The following is a 20,918-nucleotide window of genomic DNA, read 5'->3' on the forward strand; positions in this document are numbered from 1 at the left end:
GATTTCACTAGCGGTCCTTAGGCAAACGGGCAAGGCCCGCATCCGGCCTGGAAGTCAGTCGCGCGACAGCGCTTCGAGGGCTTCGGCCGCCCCTTTCAATATCGCGATCGCCTCGGCCTGTTTTTCAGCGGGCGCGTCGACAATGTCGCCGAGGGCTGCGCGTAGCCGGTGGCGCACGGCGCGGAATTCGTCGCGCTTTTCCGAACCGCCGCGGCCGCGACGTCCGCTATCCTCGCCATCGTCGTTCCAGCCGAACCAGTCACGCGCCTTTGCCATCTTGCGGCCGAAACGCTCGAGATGATCGAGCACCTGCTCGATCATCTCGCGATTGTCATTGAGATGCGCCTGCCCTGCCTCGGTAATCGAAAACACCTTCTTGTTGCCTTCCGCCGACGAGACGGCATAGCCGGCCTCTTCCAGGAAGGTTAGCGTAGGATAGACCACGCCGGGGCTCGGGCTGTAGACGCCGCTGGTGCGTTCCTCCAGCGCCTTGATGATGTCATAGCCGTGGCGCGGCGCCTCGGCCAGCAGCGACAGCGTGATCAGCTTGAGATCGCCGTCGGCCAGCATACGCCCGGCGCGGAACATGTCGCCCGGCCCGCCGCGCCCGCCGCCCCTCATGCCGTGGCCGAATGGGCCGAAGCCGCCGCCACGACCGCCGAACTTGCCGGCCATATGCACGAAAACGCGCTCGGCATGCTCGCCGAAATGATGATGTCCGTGCATTGTCTGCTCCTTGAGTTATGTCTTACGATATATCTCAATTATGCGAATGAGGCCGTTGAGTCAAGATATATCTTACGATGTATCTGAGAACGGTGCCACCAGATTGAGTTCGTCACCGAGCTTGGCTAATATCGGTTACCAGCGGCCCTTGCGCCGGTTCCAGGCATAGAGAAGATCGGCGAAGCGATCATAGGCATAGCGCGTCAGCGGCAGCACGGCGCGATTGCCGAACAGCGCTGCCAGCCAGCCCTCGCCCGGCGTTCTCAGCCAGACGGCAATTGCGACGTCGGCGCCGACCAGCAGCCTGCCGTCCGCATCGGTTGCGTGCAGCCGGCGGCGGATGTCCTCCAGCGACACGCCGTATCCGGCCAGCGCCGCCGGTTCGGTATTGATGTCGCGAAACGCGATCCGCCCGGCCTTGATCGCCTCGACCAGCCGCCGCTTCTGCCTGACGATGCCGGCATCGCAAACCGGACAACGGGTATTGTACCAGACGGTCAGCAGATGCTTGGGCATGTGTCTCGATACGCGCGTTGAAGTGCTGCGCTGACTATCCGGGAAACACCTTCGCCCCGCAACATTTCGGGCAAGCCACTTCGGCCAGCCACCTTCGAGCCAGATTGGCCGGGCGCCGTCAAGCGGCGCCTGACCGGCAGCTTGCGCGGGTCTATAGCCGCGCACGCCTCAGCCGAGCGAGGCGATGATCTCGCGATACGCCAATTCCGGGAAGGCCTTGAGCGTCCGCGTCCTCACATTACCGCCTGTCGCCAGCATCAGCGAGAATCGAGCGAGCACCGCATCGTCGGGCGCTTCGACGACCGCCACCATATCGCATTCGCCCATGGTGAGATAAAACGCCTTGAACGAGCCGCCCATGTCTCCCAGCAGCTTCTTGGCGGCATCGAGCCGCTTCGGCGACTCGCGCACATTTCTGGCGCCCTGCTCGGTCCAGTTGATCAGCACGATATAGGTTGTCATGCACACCTCCCTCCGGAGGCCTCGGAGCGCGGCGTCACCGCCGGGGCGGGCATCCGGGTTTGTCGCCCAGAAAAAGCATCCGACACGCGATTATCCTCCCACAGCCGGTATGCTGCAAGAACAACCGCACCGTCCGGCGAGACAATCCCTGATCGGGTAGGAGGGAGCCTTGCGGCATCCCCCCTCCCACACCACCGTGCGTACGGTTCCGTACACGGCGGTTCGTGTCGCGCTCGGCTTGAGGTCCTCAATGCCCGCCGCCCTATTGGCGCCCAGCCTTATCTTGCGGGTTCCTCCCGCTACTTCCGGCTCAGGCCCTCTCGCGAGGTACCTGCCCAAGGCGCTCGGAAATGAAGTCCGACCTCCATCGACACGTTCAGCCCTTCACCGGTTGGTCCGGCTACTACGGCCTCTGCTGACTCCTGCCGACCCTTCCCGGCGCCTCTCGGCGGCGGTAGCACAGTTGTGTGCGTCAAGTTCTGCAAAATGGCGTGGCATTCAGCGGTGACGTTGGCGTGTCCGCCGCGCAGCCCCCGTGTTTAGCGGAGCGGCGGACATGGCGGGCCGCGTCTCAGGCGGCCAGTGCCCTCAAGTTCTCCTTCTTGTGCTCGCGCAGGTGATCCATGTTGAGGTAGCGGGTCGCCTCGAGCCAGTTCTCGTGGATCTCCACCGCCAGTGCCCGAACCAGCCGCAGACAGCTCTGCGGGTTGGGGAAGATGCGGACGCCTCATATGCGCTTCCTGTTCGTCAGGCCGGCACTTTGCTTGCAGCTTCCTTCAGACCCCGCCTCGCGACGACGCCCTTGCTGTTCGGCTAGCGGTTCCCATCACCAGGGTCCGCAGAGGACTTTCACCTCCAAGTCATCGACCGGATACCACCCCGGCCAAACGGTGCTTGCGCACCACGCGCCATGCCTGGCGCACAACAAAAAGGGCGCCGCAGCGCCCTTAAATTGTTATTCGTTGCCCGGCATCAGCTGTCGAGGAAGCTCCGCAGCTTGCGCGAGCGGCTCGGGTGCTTGAGCTTGCGCAGCGCCTTGGCTTCGATCTGGCGGATGCGCTCACGGGTGACCGAGAACTGCTGGCCGACTTCCTCCAGCGTGTGATCGGTGTTCATGCCGATGCCGAAGCGCATTCTGAGCACGCGCTCTTCACGCGGGGTGAGCGAAGCAAGCACCCGCGTCGTCGTCTCGCGCAGATTGGCCTGGATCGCCGCGTCGATCGGCAGGATCGCCATCTTGTCCTCGATGAAATCGCCGAGATGCGAATCCTCCTCGTCGCCGACCGGCGTTTCGAGCGAGATCGGTTCCTTGGCGATCTTCAGCACCTTGCGCACTTTTTCCAGCGGCATGGCGAGCTTTTCCGCCAGTTCCTCCGGCGTCGGCTCGCGGCCGATCTCGTGCAGCATCTGGCGCGAGGTGCGCACGATCTTGTTGATCGTCTCGATCATATGCACCGGAATGCGGATGGTGCGCGCCTGGTCGGCGATCGAGCGGGTGATCGCTTGCCGGATCCACCACGTCGCATAGGTCGAGAACTTGTAGCCGCGGCGATATTCGAATTTGTCGACCGCCTTCATCAGGCCGATATTGCCTTCCTGGATCAGATCGAGGAACTGCAGGCCGCGATTGGTGTATTTCTTGGCGATGGAAATGACGAGGCGCAGATTGGCCTCGACCATTTCCTTCTTGGCGATCGCGGCTTCGCGCTCGCCCTTCTGCACCTGGTTGACGATCCTGCGGAATTCCAGGATCGAGATCGCCGTTTCGGTGGCGAGGTTCTGGATCTCGGCGCGCAGGTCGCGGATCGCGTCCTTCTCGTTCTTGGTGAATTCCTTCCAGCCGCGCGAGGTCAGATTGCCGATCGAGCGCGTCCAGTTGGGATCGAGCTCCGAGCCCTGATACTCCTTCAGGAATTCCTCGCGGCGCACGCCATAGCTTTCGGCCAGCCGCAACAGCTTGCCTTCGTTCTGCACCAGGCGCTTGTTGATGTCGTAGAGTTGCTCGACCAATGCCTCGATGCGCGCCGTGTTCAGGGATAGCGACTTCACCGCCTTGATCAGCTGGTCCTTCAGCTCCTTCAGCCGGCGGTCCTGGCTGGGCGACAGCGTGCCGGCGGCAGCCAGCCGATTCTCGACCTGCTGGTCCTGCAGCTTGCGCAACTTCTTGTAGGTGTCGGCGATGACGTCGAGCGTCTCCATCACCTGCGGGCGCAGCTCCGCTTCCATCGCCGCCAGCGACAGGCTGGCTTCGTCCTCGTCTTCCTCGTCGTCATCAGTCAGACCGCGCGTGTCGCCGCCGACATTGGTGATGTCGTCCTCGTCCTCGCGCGAACGGCGCGGCTTGTCGTCGGTCTTGGCTTCCTCGATCCGCTCGACCACCGGCGCCTGCTTGGCCTCCGGTCCGGCATAGGTCGCTTCGAGGTCGATAATCTCGCGCAAGAGGATCTTCGATTCGTTGAGCTCGTCACGCCAGATGATGATGGCCTGGAAGGTCAGCGGGCTTTCGCACAGGCCCGCGATCATCGTCTCGCGGCCAGCCTCGATGCGCTTGGCAATCGCGATTTCGCCCTCGCGCGACAGAAGCTCGACCGAGCCCATCTCGCGCAGATACATGCGAACCGGATCGTCGGTACGATCGGTCGGCTCTTTCTTGGTGGTCGTCGCGGCAACGGCGGTGCCGGTCTGCTCGGCCAGTTCGTTGGCGTCTTCCTCGGCGTCGGCAGCCGCATCGGCGGCTTCGGGCTCCTCGCCCTGCTCGTCGTCCTCGACCACGTTGATGCCCATGTCGGAGAGCATGGCCATCGTGTCCTCGATCTGCTCGGAGGTGACTTCCTCCGAGGGCAGCACCGAATTCAGTTCGTCCATGGTGACATAGCCGCGCTTCTTGGCGGCCTTGATCATCTTCTTGACAGCATCGTCGGAAAGGTCGAGCAGAGGGCCATCGGTGGCGCCTTCACGTTCGGTCTCGACCTCTTCCTTTTCTTTTGTCGCCATTCTTTATTTTCTCCAAGCGGCCAGGTATCTAGCCGCATAAGTATCAAGCCGCGTAAGCTGCCGTACCGGTTTATCAGATGCGCTCGCGCTAGAACGCGTTTCCCCGGGCCAGTAACTGCATCTCTCGTTAAGTCCAGATTAACCCTGGTATCTGTGGCAGGCTGACTGCCTGTCCAGTGACCGGTACCTCACATCGCTGCATTTCCGTCGACGCCGGCGCGGGTTAACGTTTCGAATCGTCCTGATTCCGTCATTCTGCCAGAAGGTCAAGCGCCTCTCGCATGATTCGCATGAAAAAAGCGAATCAATTACCCGACTTAAAGCGCCGCGGCTGATTCGACGCGCAAGCACGGTTCTGCACTTTCACTCTTTCGTAAGCTTCGACCTACACCCGCCCGGCCCTGCCCGAAGACACGCCGAACCCTTCGATCAGCGCCTCCGTTGCCTGCACATCACGAAATTGCGCCTGGATCTCGACGAGATGCCGGTAATTTTCGTCCGTGGGATCGCTGGCGAGCGCCGCTTCTGCCTGTTTCAGCTCCTTATGTAATGTGCGCGCGCTGCGCTGCAAGTGGAGCGCCTGGCTGAAGGCGTCGCGGGCATCGTCAAGTCCGGCTGTTTCCAGCGCCGGCCATTGCCGCGCCCGTTTGATCAGCGCCACCACGCGCGCCCAGATCTCGCCGCAGCCGGCACGTTCGATCGTCGCGATCACCGCGTTGCGGTCGTTGGCCATGTTATGCGCCATCGCATCGAGGATCGCCGCGTGCAATCGCTTCAGATCGGTGTTGGCGAGGTCGAGGAACTCGACATGCGCGAAATTCTCGTCGATCAGCGCCGGATGATTGACAAGAGCTGCGATGATCGTCGCCTCGCGCACCGACATCCCCTCGCTGCCGCGCTTGACCAGCGCCGAGCGGCCAAGGCTTTCGGTGATCGCGGTGCGTCCACCGGCATTGCCGCCGCGTGCGAACTGCCCGCCAGCAGCTGAGCCCTTGCCCTGAAAGCGCCCGCCGGACCGCCCGTCTTGGCGCCCCCCTTGATAGGTTTGGCGCGCGCCGCGCTGGGCGCCGAAAAAGCTTAGCACTCGCTCGCGCATTTCCTGTTGGTAGTGATAGCGCAAGCTCTCGTCGCGGATGCGGCTGGTCAGTTCGCGCAGCGTTTTTTCCAGTTCCGCCCGTCGTTCCGGCGTGTCGAAGATGCCGCCGGCCGTTTCGCGCATCCACAAAAGGTCGGCGAGCGGCCGCGCCTCGGAAAGCACGGCGCCAAACGCGTCCGGCCCTTCGGCCTTGACCAGATCGTCGGGGTCCTTGCCTTCGGGCAGAAGCGCAAAACGCACCGAGCGGCCTGCCTGGACCGCCGGCAGCGCCATGTCGGCGGCACGCCATGCCGCCTTCAGTCCGGCCTGGTCGCCATCGAAGCACAGCACCGGCTCGCCGGCCATCCGCCACAGCAGTTCAAGCTGGTTTTCGGTCAGCGCGGTGCCGAGCGGCGCCACGACATTTTCGAAACCGGCCTGCGCCAGCGCGATCACGTCCATATAGCCCTCGACGGCAATCACCGTGCCGCCCTTGGCCAGCGCCCCCTTTCCCAGCGCTTGGCGGGCTCGGGCGAAATTATAGAGCACGTTGCCCTTGTGGAAGAGCTCGGTGTCGGGCGAATTCATGTATTTAGCGAGCGCATCGGCTGCCAGCGCCCGCCCGCCAAAGGCGATTATCTTGCCTCTGGAGTCCGGGATCGGGAACATGATGCGGTCGCGGAACCAATCGTAGGAAACCGGAACGTCGTCGCCATGGCGCACCAGCCCGCATGCCTCGATATCGGCCTTGGGCACGCCCTTGGCGGCAAGATGCTCCTTCAGCTCATTGCGACTGTCGGGCGCATAGCCGAGCCGGAACGACTGCTGCGTCGCCGGCGTCAGCCCGCGGTCGCGCAGATAGGCGCGGGCTTTTGCGCCTTCCGGTCCCTGCAGCCGCTCCTGGAAGAAGGCGGTCGCCATTTCCATGACTTCGGTCAGGCTGGCGCGTTCCTTTTCGCGCCGTTCCTCCTGGGCATCGCGCAACGGCATCGGCACCCCGGCCATGTCGGCGATCTTCTCGACCGCTTCGGGAAAGCTCATTCCGTCGAGTTCGGTGAGGAATTTGAAGTGGTCGCCCGAAACCGAGCAGCCGAAGCAATGATAGCGTCCCTTCTTGTCCTCGCAGTGAAAGGACGGGCTCTTCTCGCCATGGAAGGGACAGCACGCCCAATAATCGCCGCGCGGCGCGTTGGTCTTCTTCCTGTCCCACGCCACGCGCTGGCCGATCACCGAGGAAATCGGCACGCGGTCGCGTATCTCGTCGAGGAAGGCAGGTGGAAAGCGCATCGGGAACGGCTCGTTTGCCTCCATATAATCACGCCGGCGAAACCCGACGACTCCTAATGCGAACCATACCCGGTTTTCACAGGGCAAAAAGAAGGCGGCCGTTGCAAGCCGCCTTCCTTCCTATCCGGCATTGTGCCGGTCGACGTTTTTGACGGTCAGTGCGCGGCAATCGCGCCGAAGATGATGCCGGAGACGACGCTGACCAAGAGATAGTCGTTGCCGACGCGGATCCATTCCTGGCCACGGCCCGGGCGACGCAGGCCATAGTGGCGATAGTCGCGGACCGGCTGGTGGCGCCTCCAACTCGAATATCTCTGGCCGTTGCGCCAATGGTTCCTCTTGACGACGACTTTCTTCTTCACCACGACGCGCGTCTTGACGTGCCTGTCCGGCTTCTTCCAGTCGACCTGGCTGTAGGTCGACTGCGGTGCATTCGGCGCGTTCAGCGGCGCTGCCTGGCCCTGCAGGGACGTCGCAGCCAGCATCGATACGGCGACTGCGGAAAGAATGATACGTTCATGACGGGGTACTCCTTGGTTGTCGATGCCCAAGCAATAGAGCCCGAAAAATGAACCGAAACTGAACACACGGATTACATTTTTGTAATGATTTCAGATATTTATAATAGTAATTCAACACTCAGCTCAAACCTGATCTGAAGCGGTCGTCGGCACTTGAGCGCGCGACCATCAAGAAGCCGGCCGGCGATGCAACCATTTTGCGATCCATCCATTTCCGACACGCCCTGTCGCGCAACAGCCGGCCGAATTGGGCAAAATTTATTATCCGGCTAAAAGTAATCGGAGTAGTATCGACCTTTGCAATGTCCTTGATTCGCCCCCTCTTTTGCGCCTTTGCCATCACGGCTCCCATATTGCTGGTGGCTGTCGGAATGCGAGCCTGACATGAGCGGTTCGGTCGTTTTGCTGCATCTTGCCGGCGCGGTGGCGCTGATGCTGTTTGCCACCCGCTTGGTGAAGACAGGTGTCGAGCGCGCCTATGGCGATGTGCTGCGCCACAAGCTGCGCGCCACCATGCGCAATCCTTTCATGGCGGTTCTGGCCGGCTGCGGCCTGGCGATCGCCCTGCAAAGCTCCACCGCCGTCACCTTGCTGGTCGGGTCCTTCGCCGGCGCCGGCATCGTCAGCGGTATATCGGGCCAGCTTGCCGTGCGCGGCGCCGAGATCGGCTCGGCGCTGGTGGTCAAGCTGCTCACCTTCGACCTGTCGCTGCTGGTGCCGGTCTGTCTTGTCGCCGGCACCGTCATGTTCATGGCCACCGAGCGGCGCGACTGGCGCCAGTTCGGCCGCATCCTGGTCGGCATCGGCCTGCTGGTGTTGTCGCTGGAAATGATCGGCCAGGCCTCGGAGCCGCTGCGCCAGAGCACCCTGATGCCGGTCGTCGTCGATTACTTCTCCGGCGATCCGGTCACCGCCTATCTGCTGGCGGCGCTGGTCACCTGGCTGTTCCATTCCTCGATCGCCGCGGTCCTTTTGATGGTGACGCTCGCCGGCCGCGGCTTCATCCCGCCCGAACTCGGCATCGTGCTGGTGCTCGGCGTCAATCTGGGTTCGTCGATCATCGCGCCGCTACTCACCCGCAATGCGGAGCCGGGCGTGCGTGTCGTACCGATCGGCAATCTCCTGATGCGCGGCATGGGCTCGCTGGCCATGCTGATCCTGTTCCTGTGGTTGAAACCGTCGGTCGCCTTTCTCGGCGCCACCGTGCCCGACCAGATCGTCAACGCCCATATCCTCTTCAACATCCTGATCCTGGTTGCCGGCCTGCCGCTGGCCGGCCTCGTCTACCGCGTTTCGGAAAAGATCGTGGCGCTCGGCACCAAACCGGCGCCGGCAGAAGCGCTCGACGTCGTCGAGTTGTCCGCGCTCAACGACAGCGCCCTCGATGTGCCGAGCCAGGCGCTGGCCAACGCCACCCGTGAGGTGGTGCGGGTCTGCGAGACGGTCGAGATCATGCTGAAGCGCATCATCGAGCTCTATGAAAGCGCCGACGCCGACAAGATCAAGGCGCTGGCCGCGCTCGACGACCGCGTCGACAAGAAACATGCGTCGATAAAGCTCTATCTGGCCAAGGTCACCAGGAACCCGCTGACCGAGGACGAGGCGCTGCGTTGCCAGGAGTTGATCGGCGCCTGCGTCAAGCTCGAACAGGTCGGCGACATCATCGTGCGCAACATGCTGGTGCATGTCAGGAAGAAGCTTGAGCGCGGGCTGGAGTTCACGCCCGAGGGTTGGCGCGAGCTTAGCGGCTTCCACGCTTCGGTGCTCGCCAACGCGCGGCTTGCCTTCAACGTGCTGGTCTCGCGCGATCCGGAGACCGCCCGCCAGCTGGTGCTGGAAAAGGATCGGCTGCGCGATCGCGAGAAGGAGACCAGCGCCAGCCATTTCGTGCGGCTGCGCGACGGCACCGCCAAGAGCGTCGAGACCAGTTCCATCCATCTCGACACCATCCGCGACCTGAAGCAGATCAATTCGCTCCTTGCCTCGATAGCCTACCCCGTGCTCGAGGAACGCGGCCTGCTCACCGGCTCGCGGCTGAAGGCCGGATAGATTGGGCCCAGCGCGGGAATTGCCTGGAGCCGGCGCGCGAAAATTAGTCTTTGCTAACCCTTCCGTCTGTCGGCTAGAGCATTTTTCAGCCAACCGTCTTCGCTTGGCGTCGGACAACACGCGTCAAGCAAAGACCTGGAGCGCGGTTTTGGTTCCACCAGAACGCAAGGCGCTCTAAGGATCGCTTAAAATCCGCCGGGAGAAAGTCTATGGATACCCATTCGCGCAGTTTCGCCAAGGCGCTTTCCTGGCGCGTCACCGGCACGGTCGACACGATAATCATTTCGCTCATCGTGACGGGCAGCATCAAGCTCGCTGCGGCCATCGGCGTGACCGAGGTCATCACCAAATCGCTGCTCTACTATTTTCACGAGCGGGCGTGGTTGAAAATCCCCTAAAGAAGGAAGACGACGACCGTCTAGCCTTGTGCGGCCGGAGCTTGGCTGAACCGATGAAGAAAACCTAAAGCGGCGTCGAGAATTTCTGGATTGCCCGCCGCTCTCGTCCGTGATTTGAGCCATCTCGTTCAAGGATCGCCTTCCCGCGCCATGCTTCCCCTCATCGCCCTGTTCATCGCTGCGTTCGCATTCGGCACTACCGAGTTCGTCATCGCCGGCGTGCTGCCGCAGGTGGCGGACGGCCTTGGCGTCTCCATCCCAACCGCCGGCTATCTCGTCTCCGGCTACGCCGGCGGCATCGCGATCGGCGGACCGCTGTTGACGCTCGCCACCAAGACGCTTTCCCGCAAGGCGTTGCTGCTTGGCCTTGCCGCAGCCTTCACCATCGGCCAGGCCGCCTGCGCCCTTGCGCCCGACTTCGCCTCCATGTTGCTGTTGCGGATTGCAGTGGCCGTGGCGCACGGCGCCTACTTCGGCGTCGCGATGGTGGTTGCGGTCGGCCTGGTCCGCCAGGATCAGCGTGGAATGGCCGTGGCGCTCATTCTGTCGGGCCTCACGGTCTCCAATGTCATCGGCGTGCCGGCCGGCACGGCGATCGGCAATATTTGGGGGTGGCGCGCGACGTTCTGGGTGATGTGCGCGCTTGGTGTGGTTTCCATCGCCGCCATGGCCGCCCTCCTGCCGCGCCGGACGGGATCGTCGCGCCGGCCCGTCAGTTTCGGCAGCGAGGTCCGCGTGCTCGCACGCCAGCAGGTTTGGACGTCGCTAATCCTCATGCTGATGCTGATGATCGGCCAGTTCGGCCTGTTCACCTACATCACGCCGACGCTGCTTGAAGTCACCGGCCTCGGCGAGGGCCTGGTGCCCTGGGTGCTGTTGCTCAACGGTGTCGGCGCGACGATCGGCGTCTTTCTTGGCGGGCGGCTCGCCGACTGGAAACTGATGCCGTCGCTCATCACCATGCTTTTCATGCAGGCGGTGACACTTGCCGTCGTTTACACCGCCAGCCCGTACCCGGTGCCGATGGTCGTTGCGATCACTATCTGGGGTGGTCTCAGCTTTGCCATCGGCACCCCGATCCAGACCCGTATCCTGACCTGGACGGCGGACGCCTCCAATCTCGCCTCATCGCTTATCCCGGCCGGCTTCAATGTCGGCATCGCGCTGGCCGCCTCGCTCGGCGCCGCCATGCTCAATGCCGGTTATGGCTATCGCAGCCTGCCGGTGGTTGGCGCCATGGCCATGCTGGTCGCCGTGGCGGTCGCGCTCGCCTCACATATCTGGGAGTGGCGCCGAAACACGATGCCGCCGCTGCCGGCCGCTGCCGAATAGTCGGCAGGCGCTACAGGTCGATGCGATAGCGCAGGCTTTCGGCGCCGCCATAGGCAGCGTCCTCGAAGAATCGCCCGACGAGCCGTCCGCCATTGGCCAGGACCACCTTCTGCGAGGCGAGATTACCCGGCTTGGCGGTGATCTCGACGAAGGGCAGGCCGAGCGCCCTCGCCTCGCCGAGCATCAGCCTCACTGCCTCTGTCGCATGGCCGCGCCGCCGCTTCCATGGCACTACGGCATAGCCGATGTGGCCGAGCACATGTGGCGGCAGCTCGGCGGTGCCGCGCTGCCAGCGAAGGCCGATCGAGCCGGCGACTTCGCCGTCCCAGATCCAGCGCCGGAATCCCGGCAGGCGCGGCACGTTCGTCCCATCAAGCAAGGTGATCGGACCACCCTTGGCATCGGGGTCGTCGAGATCGGCGAGGAAGGCCGTTGGATTCTTTTCGATGGCCGCAAGCTGCTCGCGCGTCGCCTCCATTAGCCGCACATTGTCCGGCGACCAGCCGCGCTCAAGGGCGGCCTTGTACGACGGCAGATGTTCAAGCGCCGGTTTGACGAGTTCAACCATGACGTACGATCGCTCCGCTGCCGCCCTCGGATTCTGAAGTTGATCTTCAGGGGCGGCTTTCTAAAATCAAATGTCATCGATTGGGTCCACCTACTTTGGAGTGAACACAATGGCCGACCACAGGTCCGAGAAGTCGGCGAAGGCCGCCGCCGAGCGGGGCGCGGCAACCAAACCGCGCAAGGCGACGCCGAAGCCGCAGTCCGCGAAGGAAGCGAAGCCGGCACTCCTCGCAGGCGGCAACCCCCAGATCGCGAAGGCCGAAGGTGACGCCCCGGTGCAGGCCTACATCGCGGCCATGCCGGGCTGGAAAAGCGATGTCGGGCGCCGCCTCGACGCAATCATCGTGCGCACCGTCCCCGGCGTGCACAAGGCCGTCAAATGGAACTCGCCGTTTTACGGCATCGAAGGCCAGGGCTGGTTCCTGTCGTTTCATGTCTTCACCCGCTACGTCAAAGTGACCTTCTTCCGGGGCACGTCACTGCGTCCTGTTCCTCCCGGCGAGTCCAGGCACAAGGACGTGCGCTACCTCGACATTTATGAGGACCAGCTCGACGAAGCCCAGTTCGCCGCCTGGGTGAAGCAAGCCAGCCAATTGCCAGGCGGGCGACTGTGAGATGCATCACGAATTAGCCAAGGGCGTCTGCAAGCACCTCATTCAGGCGTGCAAACGCGGTGGGCTCGTCTGGCGCATGGGCCGGATTAACTTCTGTGACGGTCAGGCCGCGCCATTGCTGCAGGGCGGTCAACTGCTTTAGCACGAAGGCGGCTTGCTCCAGTTTGAGACCGTGGCAACGGCGCACATTCTCAGCAATCGGGAAATCGATAAAGGAGAGCACATCGGCATCGAAGTGAATAAGCACACAGTCAAAGCGCGCCGCCCATTCGGCCGCGCGCGCCGCCGCCGCCTCGATATCAATCAAAGCTTCCTCACGCGAAATGACCTTGATCGCGTGATCTCTGATCGCGGCGGCTTCAGGCGGAGTGATATTCTCGACGCCGAAATAGAGAAGTTGCTGAGGCACGAGCATCGGACGAGTTGGGCCGAGCCCCGCGAGCGAAGACTCGCATCCCGGGATGTTGAGCAGATGGGCGACACCAGTCCAGTCCAAGGCGCCGTCGCTCGTGTCAGGTGTGTTGAGATCGGCGTCAAAGTCCATGTAGACGAGTCCGATCCGCGCGCCGGCCGCGTTCGCCCCGGCGACCGTGCCCAACTCCACGGTACAATCGCCGCCCAAAACAAGCACGTCTTCCTGCGCCGAAATCGCCGTCGCCACGTGGCTTGCGACCAAGTCACAGGCCCCGCGCACGGCCTCCAGGTTCATGGCCTGCGGCCGCGAAGAGTCCGGTCGCCACCGGAACGATGCAACATCGCTATGATCCCTGATGGTTCTGCCTCGGCTCGCGAGCGCCTCTGCGAGCCCATGGCGCCGAAACACCGCGGGGGCTTGTTCCTGCCCTGGCGAATAGGCGCCGGCGCTGGTGGCAGCGCCGAAAATGTTCAGCAAACGCGCCGCCAAATCGAAGCTCCATTTTTCGTATGATCCTGGTTGCAAAACGGGTCTGGAGCGACGAAGGTTCCTCTTCGACGTCGAGAGTTTGTTGCTCGCGCCGGAACGGCAAACGGCTCGCCGCATCGATGCGTACGCCAGACGCCGGACGTCGAACGTTCACAAAGCCACTGGGACCAATCATGACCAAAGCGACAACAGCCATGAAGAAGGGCGGCTCGACGGAGGGAGCAGGAGGAGACACCCCCTCTCAATTGATAGATGCGAGAATCAAAGAGCTGAGCGATTGGCGGGGCGAGATGCTCGCTCGGATCCGAACCCTCATCAAGCAGGTCGATCCCGAAGTGGTCGAGGAGTGGAAGTGGAGAGGGGTTCCGGTGTGGGAACACGCCGGAATTATCTGCACCGGTGAGACCTACAAGAATGTCGTGAAAATGACTTTCGCCAGGGGCGCCACGCTGGAGGACCCATCTGGCCTCTTCAACTCCAGCCTCGAAGGCAACACCAGGCGCGCCATCGACATCCATGAGGGCGACAAGATCGATGAAGAGGCGTTGAAGGCGCTCATTCGCGCCGCCGTGGCACTGAACCTGTCGGTGCGAGCTGCCGCCCGCCCCGCCCGCTCTCAGAAACCGAAGAGCGCCTGAGAATCAATCATATGCGGCCAGGGCTGGCGCCTCGCTGTCGCCTCCTCCAATGCCTTACGAGCTCGCTGCAGCGGCAAAATCCTACTGCAGCAGTCCCTTGACGATCCCGCTCGCCTTGGAGAAATCCATCTGGCCGGCGTATTTCTCCTTGAGCACGGCCATAACCTTGCCCATGTCCTTGACGCTGCTGGCGCCGGTCTCGGCGATGGCGGCGCGGATCGCCGTTTCGGTCTCTGCCTGGCCCAGTTGCGTCGGCAGGAAATCGCGGATGATGGCCATCTCGTCGCGCTCCTGCGCGGCAAGCTCCGGCCGCTTGCCGTCGTCGAAAGCCTTGGCCGACTCTTCGCGCTGCTTCACCATCTTGGCCAGTATCTGCAGGATCTCGTCGTCGCTGGCCGGCTCCTTGCCGGCGCCGCGATTGGCGATGTCGCGGTCGTGAATGGCCGCCTGGATCAGCCGCAATGTCGGCAGCCGGCGCTTGTCCTGCGCCTTCATCGCGCTCTTCAGGGATTCAGCGATTTTGCCGCGCATGATGCTTTCTCCTTCGAATGAGACGGACAATAGCCGTGCCGAAAGCCCAAGGCAAATTCGACGCCGCCCGGCAAACCGCTGATATTGTTCGACGAAATAAATCGCGCCTGCGGGCGTAGCATCATTGACCGCTCTGGCGCCTTCCCCTATGTACTGGGCCTTGCATGAACTGAGTTTTTGTTGCGCGCGCTGGCTGCGAAATCGCCGCTGCGCGCGGTTTGCTGCGCAGAATGGTTCGCCGGACCGATTGAAGGGCGCAGCCTTTAGGAGTGCCGCCATGGCAACGATGACCGCCGCGTCGACCCCCACTTGGGCCACCGAGAAGCCGACCGCCCTGCTGGTGCTGGCCGACGGCACCGTCATCGAGGGCCGCGGCCTTGGCGCCACCGGCTCCGCCGTCGCCGAAGTCTGCTTCAACACCGCGCTGACAGGCTATCAGGAAATCCTCACCGACCCGTCCTATGCCGGCCAGATCGTCACCTTCACCTTTCCGCATATCGGCAATATCGGCACCAATGACGAGGACATCGAGGATCTCAACCCGGTTGCCCGCGCCGGCGCAGTCGGCGCCGTGTTCAAGGCCGACGTCACCAATCCGTCCAGCTATCGCGCCGCTTCTGGTCTTGACCAATGGCTGAAGAAACGCGGCATAGTGGCGCTTTCGGGCATCGACACCCGCGCGCTGACCGCGCTGATCCGCGAAAAGGGCATGCCCAACGCCGTCATCGCGCACGCGCCCGACGGCATCTTCGACATCGAGGAGCTGAAGCGCCGCGCCGCTGCCTGGTCCGGCCTGATCGGGCTTGACCTGGCCAAGGACGTCACTTCCGGCCAGTCCTCGGTCTGGCGCGAGACGCCGTGGGTCTGGGACGAGGGCTTTGGCGAACAGACCGATCCGTCCATGCATGTCGTCGCCATCGACTACGGCGTAAAACGCAACATATTGCGCCTGCTTGCCGGCCTGGGCGCCAAGGTCACCGTGGTGCCGGCCAACACCGGCGCCGAGGATATCCTCGCCATGCGGCCCGACGGCATCTTTCTCTCCAACGGTCCCGGCGACCCGGAAGCCACTGGCGACTATGCCGTTCCGGTCATCCAGGACTTGCTGAAGACCGACATCCCGGTCTTCGGCATCTGCCTCGGCCACCAGATGCTGGCGCTGGCGCTTGGCGGCAGGACCGCCAAAATGCATCAAGGCCATCACGGCGCCAATCATCCGGTCAAGGATCACACCACCGGCAAGGTTGAGATCGTCTCGATGAACCACGGCTTTGCCGTCGATGCCGGCTCGTTGCCCACGGGCGTCGAAGAAACCCATGTCTCGCTGTTCGACGGCTCGAACTGCGGCATCACCCTGACTGGCAGGCCGGTGTTTTCGGTCCAGCATCATCCCGAAGCCTCGCCGGGCCCGCAGGACTCGCATTATCTGTTCCGCCGCTTCGTCAATCTCATCCGCGAAAAGCGCGGCGAGCCGGCGCTGGCGGAGCGCGCCTGATTCAGGTTCGCACCGTCGCCGTCGTGACGTCCCTCACCGCGCTCGGCTTCTCGACCCTGAGCACAAACGCGATCAGCGACAAAGCAAGAAAGATACCGCCGAGCACAAAGGGCGCGCCGCCGAACGTCACCGGCGCGCTCGGCCCGGTGAACCAGGCGAAGATTCCCGTATAAAGCAGCGGCGTTATGATGCTGGTGATCGAAAACACGCTCGTCATCGCACCTTGCAGTTCGCCTTGCGCGGAGGGCGGCACCTTGGCCGCCGCCAGGCTCCGCAGCGGCGGATCGGCCAGCGCCTCGAGGCAGGTCGCCACGATCACCGCATAGATCATCCAGCCCTTCCACGCCGCGGCATAGCCGAAGGCGGCGAGCGCGGTAAAAGCAAGGCCGATGGCGGCGGTCCGCCATTCGCCGAGCCGTGGGATGACGCGCGGCAGGACAAAACCCATCACCAACGCCCCGCCAAGGCCGAAGACGCCGAGTGAGAAGCCGATCTGCTGTTCGCTCCAGCCGTAGCGGTAACTGCCGACGAACGACCACACGGCAGGGTACATCATGTGACCGAGCGTCATCAGGAAGAACACCAGGCCGATCCAGCCGATCCCCTTGTAATTGCGCATCTGCTTCAGGGCGCCGAGAGGATTGGCGCGGCGCCATTCGAAGCGGCGCCGGTGATGCTGCTCCAGCGTTTCCGGCAGGAAGAACCAGCCGACGATGAAGTTGATCAGAGCAAGCACCGCCGCGCCCCAGAACGGCACGCGCGGCCCGAATTCGCCGAGCAACCCGCCCAGCACCGGGCCGATGACGAAACCGACGCCGAAGGCGATGCCAAGCAGGCCGAAATTCTTCGCCCTGTTCTCGTCGGTGCTGACATCGGCGATGAAGGCGGAGGCGGTCGAATAGCTGGCGCCGCTGATGCCGGCCAGCACCCGGCCGACGAACAGGACCCAATAGGACCAGGCCACCGCGCAGATCAGATTGTCGACGGCGAAGGTCAGCACCGAGGCCAGCAGGATCGGACGACGGCCGAAGCGGTCGCTGAGATTGCCGACCAGCGGCGCGAACAGGAACTGCATGGCCGCATAGACGAAGAACAGCCAGCCGCCTTCGATCGCCGCTTCGCTGACCCCGACGCCGGTCAGTTCCTGCAGATAGGCCGGCAGCACCGGCATGATGATGCCGATGCCGGTGATGTCGAGCAGCAGCGTGGTGAAAACAAGCGCAAGGCCCCGCCCGGCGGTTTTGGCTTCGATCATGACGGTATCGACTCCTGGAGCCGCCTCGCAGCGAAGGTGGAAAGCTCGTTATAGGCGAGCAAGCCCCACAGAACAATAAGGGAACAGGCCAGGAATTTTCATCCTGACATCAACTGTCGACATGAGCGCGGCTGCACCGCCGCCCCTTTCAACGCCATTTCAACGAGAGCCCAAACACCTCAGATCGGGGTGTTGAACGTATCGCAGTCCGACAGCTTGCCGCTCTTGTAGCCGCGTGCCAGCCAGGTTTGACGCTGCTGCGAGGTGCCATGGTTGAAGCTTTCCGGCACGACATAGCCCTGCATCTTCTTCTGCATCGTGTCGTCGCCGATCTGCTGGGCGGCGTTCAGCGCCTCGTCCATGTCGCCCTGTTCCAGAATGCCTTTCTGCCCGGTGAAATGCGCCCAGACGCCGGCGAAGCAATCCGCCTGGAGCTCGACCTGCACCGACATGTGGTTGGCCTCGGCCTCGCCCATCTGCTGCCGCATCTGGTTGAACTTGGGCAGGATGCCGGTGAGGTTCTGGACATGGTGGCCGACCTCATGCGCGATCACATAGGCTTGGGCAAAATCGCCCGAAGCGCCGAATTGCTGGTCGAGCTGCTGGAAGAAGGTGGTGTCGAGATAGACCTTGCGGTCGCCGGGGCAGTAGAACGGGCCGGCCGCGGACGAGGCGAAGCCGCAAGCCGAACGGATCTGCCCGCTGAACAGGACCAGCTTGGGGTCCTCGTAGGTCAGGCCCTCGGCCCGGAAAATGCCGGTCCAGGTGTCCTCGGTCTCGGCCAGGACAGTCGAAACGAACTGCTTCATCTCGTCGGAGGCGGGTGCCCCGGTGCCACCGCCCTGTTCTCCGCTGTTGTCGGTGATCTGACCGCCGCCACCCGGCACCAAGCCGCCACCGGCCAGGATCTGAAGCGGGTCGATGCCGATGGCCTTCAGCCCGAAATAGAGGACCACGAGAATGATGATGGTCGACAGCGACATTCCGCCGCCGGAGCGGCCGCCGATCGGGATGCGGAGACGGCCGGGGCCGCCGCGCGGCAGGTTGAGCCCGCCGCCCTGGCCGCGTTGGTCCTCGACATTGTCACTTTGACGACGACCTTTCCAGAGCATGGCAACTCCCCGCGATGCACGTATCGGTACCTTGCCGATCTCATGGCCCGATCCGACCCAACAAACAATTATCCCAATGGTTGCGCCAAGTCACAGTATTTTTCGCATGACGGGCCCGCCGGCTCTGGGGTCAGTCCGTGCACGACACCCGCGGCTGAGAGCCCTGCCGGCGCTTTTTTTGGTCTTGGACTTGGTCAGTCACGCTCAGATCTTCTGCTTGGTGCCCGCGCTCTTGCCGTCCGAGCTTTTCGAGCGCTCCTCGAAGCGGGCCCCGCCCTTCTTGAGCGGGCGTCCAGTATCCGCTTCGGTCTTGCGTTCGTCCTTCGCCGCAGCCTGCTTCAATCCCTTGGCCGCTTGCTTGCCCTTCGCTGTCGGTGCCTGTTCAACGCCCATCGTATCCTCCTCGGTCTCGCGCCAATTGCTGGCACGATCTCAAACGCCGCGGCAGCGCGGCGGTTCCGGCAGGACTGTCGGCCGCGTCCGCATCTTGGCCACCGTCGGCTGGGCGACGCCGAGCCGCGCCGCGATGTCGACCGGGCCTCGTTGCCGTTCTCGATCAGGTCGGCGACAAGCTGCATATAATCTTTGAGCAGCGCACGGCGCCGCGCTTCGCCGCGTCGGCTGGGGGTTTTCTCGACCATGCATTGAGTGATCTCGTGGGGCTGCGCGACAATTCGGTCAATCGCGCTATCTTCTCACGCGACATGACCAGAATTGCCGAAGCCAGAAAACTCTACGCGCGACTGATGGCTGCCAATGCAGGTTCGGCCGATCCGCGTCTCGAGGACGTGTTCGCCGCGGTGCCGCGCGAAGCTTTTCTCGGGCCCGGGCCGTGGACGGTCGTCGCCGGCAACGGCAAGGTAGAAACGCCGAGCGCCGATCCTGTTCACATCTATCAGAACGTGCTGGTGTCGCTCGACGCCGAAAAGGGCATCAACAATGGCGAGCCGTTCCTGCATGCAATGTGGATCGGCAAGGTGGCGCCAAAACCCGGCGAGGCCGTCACTCATGTCGGCGCCGGCACCGGCTATTACACAGCTCTGCTGGCAAAACTGGTTTCGCCGGGCGGCGCAGTCACCGCTTTCGAACTGGATTCCAGTCTCGCCGAACGTGCGATCAAGAATCTCGAAGCCTACGGCAATGTGACCGCCATCCATGGCGATGCGGTCGTCGGCGGCCTGCCACCGTCCGACATCATCTATGTCAATGCCGGCGTTGCGGCACCCCCAGCCGAATGGCTGAAGGCGCTGAAGCCCGGCGGCCGCATGGTCTTTCCGTGGCGTCCGGCCGAGCGCATTGGCCTCGCGGTGATGGTGACACGCACGGATAAGGGGTTTGCCTGCGATCCGTTCATGCGATCATGGTTTATCCCTTGCATCGGCGCCTCGGCGGCCTCGACAAAAATCGACCGCGACAAGGCGGCACGCAGCCGAAAGATCTGGCTGACGGCCGACAAGGCACCGGACCGCACCGCCACCGCCGTCATCGGCGACGTCTGGTTCTCGTCGCAAAGTGTTGGCGGCAGGCGGTCGCAATGACGTCGCCGCGTCGAGGCGTCCCGTGCTTGCCGCTCGACATGCGCCGGAGCCCAGAAATTTTCCGGCCCTGTCGGGCAGGCGTCCGCTCGCACGTCCTTTGGCCGAAATCCGGCGGCAACGGCTCGGGTGATTAAAGGGAGAATCCAATGAGGAAGATCACCACTGCGACATTCGTCAGCCTCGACGGCGTCATGCAGGCGCCCGGTGGGCCGCAAGAAGACCCGGTCGGCGGCTTCGAATTCGGTGGCTGGACGTTCCATTACTGGGACGACGTCGGGGGCGCCTTTATTGGTGAGACCTTCGCAAAACCCTTCGCGCTGCTCCTCGGCCGCAAGACCTACGACATCTTCGCCGCGCATTGGCCATACCAGAAAGACGATCCGATCGCCGACCGTTTCAACGCCGTCACCAAATATGTGGCCACCCACCGGCCCGACACGCTGTCGTGGCAAAACAGCCAGTCGCTTGGCGACGACGTCGTGGCTACCCTGCGCCAGTTCAAGCAGGAGGACGGGCCGGACCTGCTCATCCAGGGATCGAGCGAACTCGTCCAGACCTTGCTCGCCAACGACCTGATCGACGAGATCAGCCTGCTGACCTTCCCGCTGGTACTGGGCAAGGGCAAGCGGCTGTTTGGCAGCGGCGCAATCCCGGCGGCTTTCAAGCTGAACCGCTCACAGGCATCGACCACCGGCGTCATCATAGCGAGCTATGAACGCGCCGGTGAGATCAAGACTGGATCCTTCGCCCAGCAACAGCCATCCAATGCCGAGATCGAGAGGCGCCGGACCTGGAAGTAGTGTGGGGTTACAGGACCCTGGGTTCCTTGCTGCGCTAGATGTGAGTGGGGGAGAGGAATCCAAATTCTGCCCGGCAGCGCGATGAGGACAGCGCCACGCTTTCC

General features: G+C 63.2%; 20 protein-coding genes and 2 pseudogenes. 8 read left to right on the plus strand and 14 right to left on the minus strand.

The window, feature by feature from the left end; all coding sequences use genetic code 11:
• Positions 1 to 54: 54 nt before the first annotated feature.
• From AC0L2Z_RS14400 to AC0L2Z_RS14430, 7 genes and pseudogenes are all read right to left on the minus strand, one after another.
• Entirely contained in the window at positions 55 to 726 is a 672-nt protein-coding gene (locus tag AC0L2Z_RS14400; protein ID WP_473628432.1) for a PadR family transcriptional regulator, read from the minus strand.
• A gap of 135 nt (positions 727 to 861) precedes the next feature.
• Positions 862 to 1,242 (minus strand): thiol-disulfide oxidoreductase DCC family protein, encoded by a 381-nt coding sequence (locus AC0L2Z_RS14405; protein WP_473628434.1) that lies wholly within the window; start codon positions 1,240 to 1,242, stop codon positions 862 to 864.
• 168 nt (positions 1,243 to 1,410) lie between these two features.
• Positions 1,411 to 1,704: a GYD domain-containing protein gene (locus AC0L2Z_RS14410; RefSeq protein ID WP_023799749.1), complete on the minus strand. Its 294-nt coding sequence runs from the start codon at positions 1,702 to 1,704 to the stop codon at positions 1,411 to 1,413.
• A 571-nt stretch (positions 1,705 to 2,275) separates the two neighbouring features.
• A pseudogene (locus AC0L2Z_RS14415) lies at positions 2,276 to 2,428 on the minus strand (transposase); the annotation flags it as partial.
• A 248-nt stretch (positions 2,429 to 2,676) separates the two neighbouring features.
• Positions 2,677 to 4,698, minus strand: a complete 2,022-nt coding sequence (rpoD, locus tag AC0L2Z_RS14420; RefSeq protein ID WP_023799750.1) for an RNA polymerase sigma factor RpoD — start codon at positions 4,696 to 4,698, stop codon at positions 2,677 to 2,679.
• 385 nt (positions 4,699 to 5,083) lie between these two features.
• The gene (dnaG, locus tag AC0L2Z_RS14425) at positions 5,084 to 7,060 is read right to left on the minus strand and encodes a DNA primase (protein ID WP_473628500.1); all 1,977 of its coding nucleotides are present in this window, start codon (positions 7,058 to 7,060) and stop codon (positions 5,084 to 5,086) included.
• Positions 7,061 to 7,215: 155 nt separating this feature from the next.
• On the minus strand, positions 7,216 to 7,545 hold the full coding sequence (locus AC0L2Z_RS14430; RefSeq protein ID WP_473614405.1) for an RcnB family protein: 330 nt from the start codon (positions 7,543 to 7,545) through the stop codon (positions 7,216 to 7,218).
• A 420-nt stretch (positions 7,546 to 7,965) separates the two neighbouring features.
• Between AC0L2Z_RS14430 and AC0L2Z_RS14435 the strand changes: the two genes are divergently transcribed.
• The 3 genes from AC0L2Z_RS14435 (at position 7,966) to AC0L2Z_RS14445 (ending at position 11,360) form a co-directional block, all read left to right on the plus strand.
• Complete coding sequence (locus tag AC0L2Z_RS14435) at positions 7,966 to 9,630, plus strand: Na/Pi cotransporter family protein (RefSeq protein ID WP_287230915.1); 1,665 nt, start codon at positions 7,966 to 7,968, stop codon at positions 9,628 to 9,630.
• 209 nt (positions 9,631 to 9,839) lie between these two features.
• Entirely contained in the window at positions 9,840 to 10,028 is a 189-nt protein-coding gene (locus AC0L2Z_RS14440; RefSeq protein ID WP_473628436.1) for a DUF2061 domain-containing protein, read from the plus strand.
• 150 nt (positions 10,029 to 10,178) lie between these two features.
• Complete coding sequence (locus tag AC0L2Z_RS14445) at positions 10,179 to 11,360, plus strand: MFS transporter (protein ID WP_287230913.1); 1,182 nt, start codon at positions 10,179 to 10,181, stop codon at positions 11,358 to 11,360.
• A 10-nt stretch (positions 11,361 to 11,370) separates the two neighbouring features.
• Here AC0L2Z_RS14445 and AC0L2Z_RS14450 read toward each other — a convergent pair whose 3' ends face one another.
• Positions 11,371 to 11,928, minus strand: coding sequence for a GNAT family N-acetyltransferase (locus AC0L2Z_RS14450; protein WP_287230912.1), 558 nt, complete (start codon positions 11,926 to 11,928; stop codon positions 11,371 to 11,373).
• Between the two features lie 109 nt (positions 11,929 to 12,037).
• Here AC0L2Z_RS14450 and AC0L2Z_RS14455 point away from each other — a divergent pair, with 109 nt between their 5' ends.
• Positions 12,038 to 12,541 carry a DUF1801 domain-containing protein gene (locus tag AC0L2Z_RS14455; RefSeq protein WP_473628438.1) on the plus strand — a complete coding sequence of 168 codons (504 nt, stop codon included), beginning with the start codon at positions 12,038 to 12,040 and terminating at the stop codon, positions 12,539 to 12,541.
• Positions 12,542 to 12,554: 13 nt separating this feature from the next.
• On the opposite strand, the gene AC0L2Z_RS14460 is transcribed toward AC0L2Z_RS14455, so the two are convergent.
• Positions 12,555 to 13,445, minus strand: a complete 891-nt coding sequence (locus tag AC0L2Z_RS14460; RefSeq protein WP_473532775.1) for an arginase family protein — start codon at positions 13,443 to 13,445, stop codon at positions 12,555 to 12,557.
• 173 nt (positions 13,446 to 13,618) lie between these two features.
• Between AC0L2Z_RS14460 and AC0L2Z_RS14465 the strand changes: the two genes are divergently transcribed.
• Positions 13,619 to 14,083: a DUF1801 domain-containing protein gene (locus AC0L2Z_RS14465; protein WP_031255178.1), complete on the plus strand. Its 465-nt coding sequence runs from the start codon at positions 13,619 to 13,621 to the stop codon at positions 14,081 to 14,083.
• Positions 14,084 to 14,164: 81 nt separating this feature from the next.
• Here AC0L2Z_RS14465 and AC0L2Z_RS14470 read toward each other — a convergent pair whose 3' ends face one another.
• Complete coding sequence (locus tag AC0L2Z_RS14470) at positions 14,165 to 14,614, minus strand: GatB/YqeY domain-containing protein (RefSeq protein WP_031255180.1); 450 nt, start codon at positions 14,612 to 14,614, stop codon at positions 14,165 to 14,167.
• A gap of 277 nt (positions 14,615 to 14,891) precedes the next feature.
• Between AC0L2Z_RS14470 and carA the strand changes: the two genes are divergently transcribed.
• Positions 14,892 to 16,109 (plus strand): glutamine-hydrolyzing carbamoyl-phosphate synthase small subunit, encoded by a 1,218-nt coding sequence (gene carA, locus AC0L2Z_RS14475; RefSeq protein WP_128171088.1) that lies wholly within the window; start codon positions 14,892 to 14,894, stop codon positions 16,107 to 16,109.
• 1 nt (position 16,110) lies between these two features.
• On the opposite strand, the gene AC0L2Z_RS14480 is transcribed toward carA, so the two are convergent.
• The 4 genes and pseudogenes from AC0L2Z_RS14480 to AC0L2Z_RS14495 all read right to left on the minus strand — a co-directional run.
• Positions 16,111 to 17,364 carry a TCR/Tet family MFS transporter gene (locus AC0L2Z_RS14480; RefSeq protein ID WP_473628440.1) on the minus strand — a complete coding sequence of 418 codons (1,254 nt, stop codon included), beginning with the start codon at positions 17,362 to 17,364 and terminating at the stop codon, positions 16,111 to 16,113.
• A 179-nt stretch (positions 17,365 to 17,543) separates the two neighbouring features.
• Entirely contained in the window at positions 17,544 to 18,476 is a 933-nt protein-coding gene (gene ypfJ, locus AC0L2Z_RS14485; protein ID WP_023799764.1) for a KPN_02809 family neutral zinc metallopeptidase, read from the minus strand.
• A gap of 204 nt (positions 18,477 to 18,680) precedes the next feature.
• Complete coding sequence (locus AC0L2Z_RS14490; RefSeq protein ID WP_023799765.1) at positions 18,681 to 18,869, minus strand: hypothetical protein; 189 nt, start codon at positions 18,867 to 18,869, stop codon at positions 18,681 to 18,683.
• 81 nt (positions 18,870 to 18,950) lie between these two features.
• Positions 18,951 to 19,087: pseudogene (locus AC0L2Z_RS14495) on the minus strand (manganese-binding transcriptional regulator MntR); the annotation flags it as partial.
• Positions 19,088 to 19,180: 93 nt separating this feature from the next.
• On the opposite strand from AC0L2Z_RS14495, the gene AC0L2Z_RS14500 reads away from it, so the two are divergent.
• Both AC0L2Z_RS14500 and AC0L2Z_RS14505 read left to right on the plus strand, forming a co-directional pair.
• Positions 19,181 to 20,014 (plus strand): protein-L-isoaspartate O-methyltransferase family protein, encoded by an 834-nt coding sequence (locus AC0L2Z_RS14500; protein WP_473628502.1) that lies wholly within the window; start codon positions 19,181 to 19,183, stop codon positions 20,012 to 20,014.
• Positions 20,015 to 20,160: 146 nt separating this feature from the next.
• Complete coding sequence (locus AC0L2Z_RS14505) at positions 20,161 to 20,814, plus strand: dihydrofolate reductase family protein (protein WP_128247801.1); 654 nt, start codon at positions 20,161 to 20,163, stop codon at positions 20,812 to 20,814.
• The last annotated feature ends 104 nt before the right edge of the window (positions 20,815 to 20,918 follow it).

The sequence above is a fragment of the Mesorhizobium sp. WSM4850 genome (assembly GCF_055811735.1).

What these genes read in the sequence shown, in the direction of transcription:
- AC0L2Z_RS14440 (WP_473628436.1), top strand. Translation starts at nt 9,840, where the DNA reads ATGGATACCCATTCGCGCAGTTTCGCCAAGGCGCTTTCCTGGCGCGTC.
- AC0L2Z_RS14465 (WP_031255178.1), top strand. Translation starts at nt 13,619, where the DNA reads ATGACCAAAGCGACAACAGCCATGAAGAAGGGCGGCTCGACGGAGGGA.
- AC0L2Z_RS14490 (WP_023799765.1), bottom strand. Translation starts at nt 18,869, where the DNA reads ATGGGCGTTGAACAGGCACCGACAGCGAAGGGCAAGCAAGCGGCCAAG.
- rpoD (WP_023799750.1), bottom strand. Translation starts at nt 4,698, where the DNA reads ATGGCGACAAAAGAAAAGGAAGAGGTCGAGACCGAACGTGAAGGCGCC.
- AC0L2Z_RS14400 (WP_473628432.1), bottom strand. Translation starts at nt 726, where the DNA reads ATGCACGGACATCATCATTTCGGCGAGCATGCCGAGCGCGTTTTCGTG.
- AC0L2Z_RS14500 (WP_473628502.1), top strand. Translation starts at nt 19,181, where the DNA reads ATGACCAGAATTGCCGAAGCCAGAAAACTCTACGCGCGACTGATGGCT.
- carA (WP_128171088.1), top strand. Translation starts at nt 14,892, where the DNA reads ATGGCAACGATGACCGCCGCGTCGACCCCCACTTGGGCCACCGAGAAG.
- dnaG (WP_473628500.1), bottom strand. Translation starts at nt 7,060, where the DNA reads ATGCGCTTTCCACCTGCCTTCCTCGACGAGATACGCGACCGCGTGCCG.
- AC0L2Z_RS14505 (WP_128247801.1), top strand. Translation starts at nt 20,161, where the DNA reads ATGAGGAAGATCACCACTGCGACATTCGTCAGCCTCGACGGCGTCATG.
- AC0L2Z_RS14410 (WP_023799749.1), bottom strand. Translation starts at nt 1,704, where the DNA reads ATGACAACCTATATCGTGCTGATCAACTGGACCGAGCAGGGCGCCAGA.
- AC0L2Z_RS14405 (WP_473628434.1), bottom strand. Translation starts at nt 1,242, where the DNA reads ATGCCCAAGCATCTGCTGACCGTCTGGTACAATACCCGTTGTCCGGTT.
- AC0L2Z_RS14435 (WP_287230915.1), top strand. Translation starts at nt 7,966, where the DNA reads ATGAGCGGTTCGGTCGTTTTGCTGCATCTTGCCGGCGCGGTGGCGCTG.
- ypfJ (WP_023799764.1), bottom strand. Translation starts at nt 18,476, where the DNA reads ATGCTCTGGAAAGGTCGTCGTCAAAGTGACAATGTCGAGGACCAACGC.
- AC0L2Z_RS14450 (WP_287230912.1), bottom strand. Translation starts at nt 11,928, where the DNA reads ATGGTTGAACTCGTCAAACCGGCGCTTGAACATCTGCCGTCGTACAAG.
- AC0L2Z_RS14470 (WP_031255180.1), bottom strand. Translation starts at nt 14,614, where the DNA reads ATGCGCGGCAAAATCGCTGAATCCCTGAAGAGCGCGATGAAGGCGCAG.
- AC0L2Z_RS14480 (WP_473628440.1), bottom strand. Translation starts at nt 17,364, where the DNA reads ATGATCGAAGCCAAAACCGCCGGGCGGGGCCTTGCGCTTGTTTTCACC.
- AC0L2Z_RS14445 (WP_287230913.1), top strand. Translation starts at nt 10,179, where the DNA reads ATGCTTCCCCTCATCGCCCTGTTCATCGCTGCGTTCGCATTCGGCACT.
- AC0L2Z_RS14430 (WP_473614405.1), bottom strand. Translation starts at nt 7,545, where the DNA reads ATGCTGGCTGCGACGTCCCTGCAGGGCCAGGCAGCGCCGCTGAACGCG.
- AC0L2Z_RS14455 (WP_473628438.1), top strand. Translation starts at nt 12,038, where the DNA reads ATGGCCGACCACAGGTCCGAGAAGTCGGCGAAGGCCGCCGCCGAGCGG.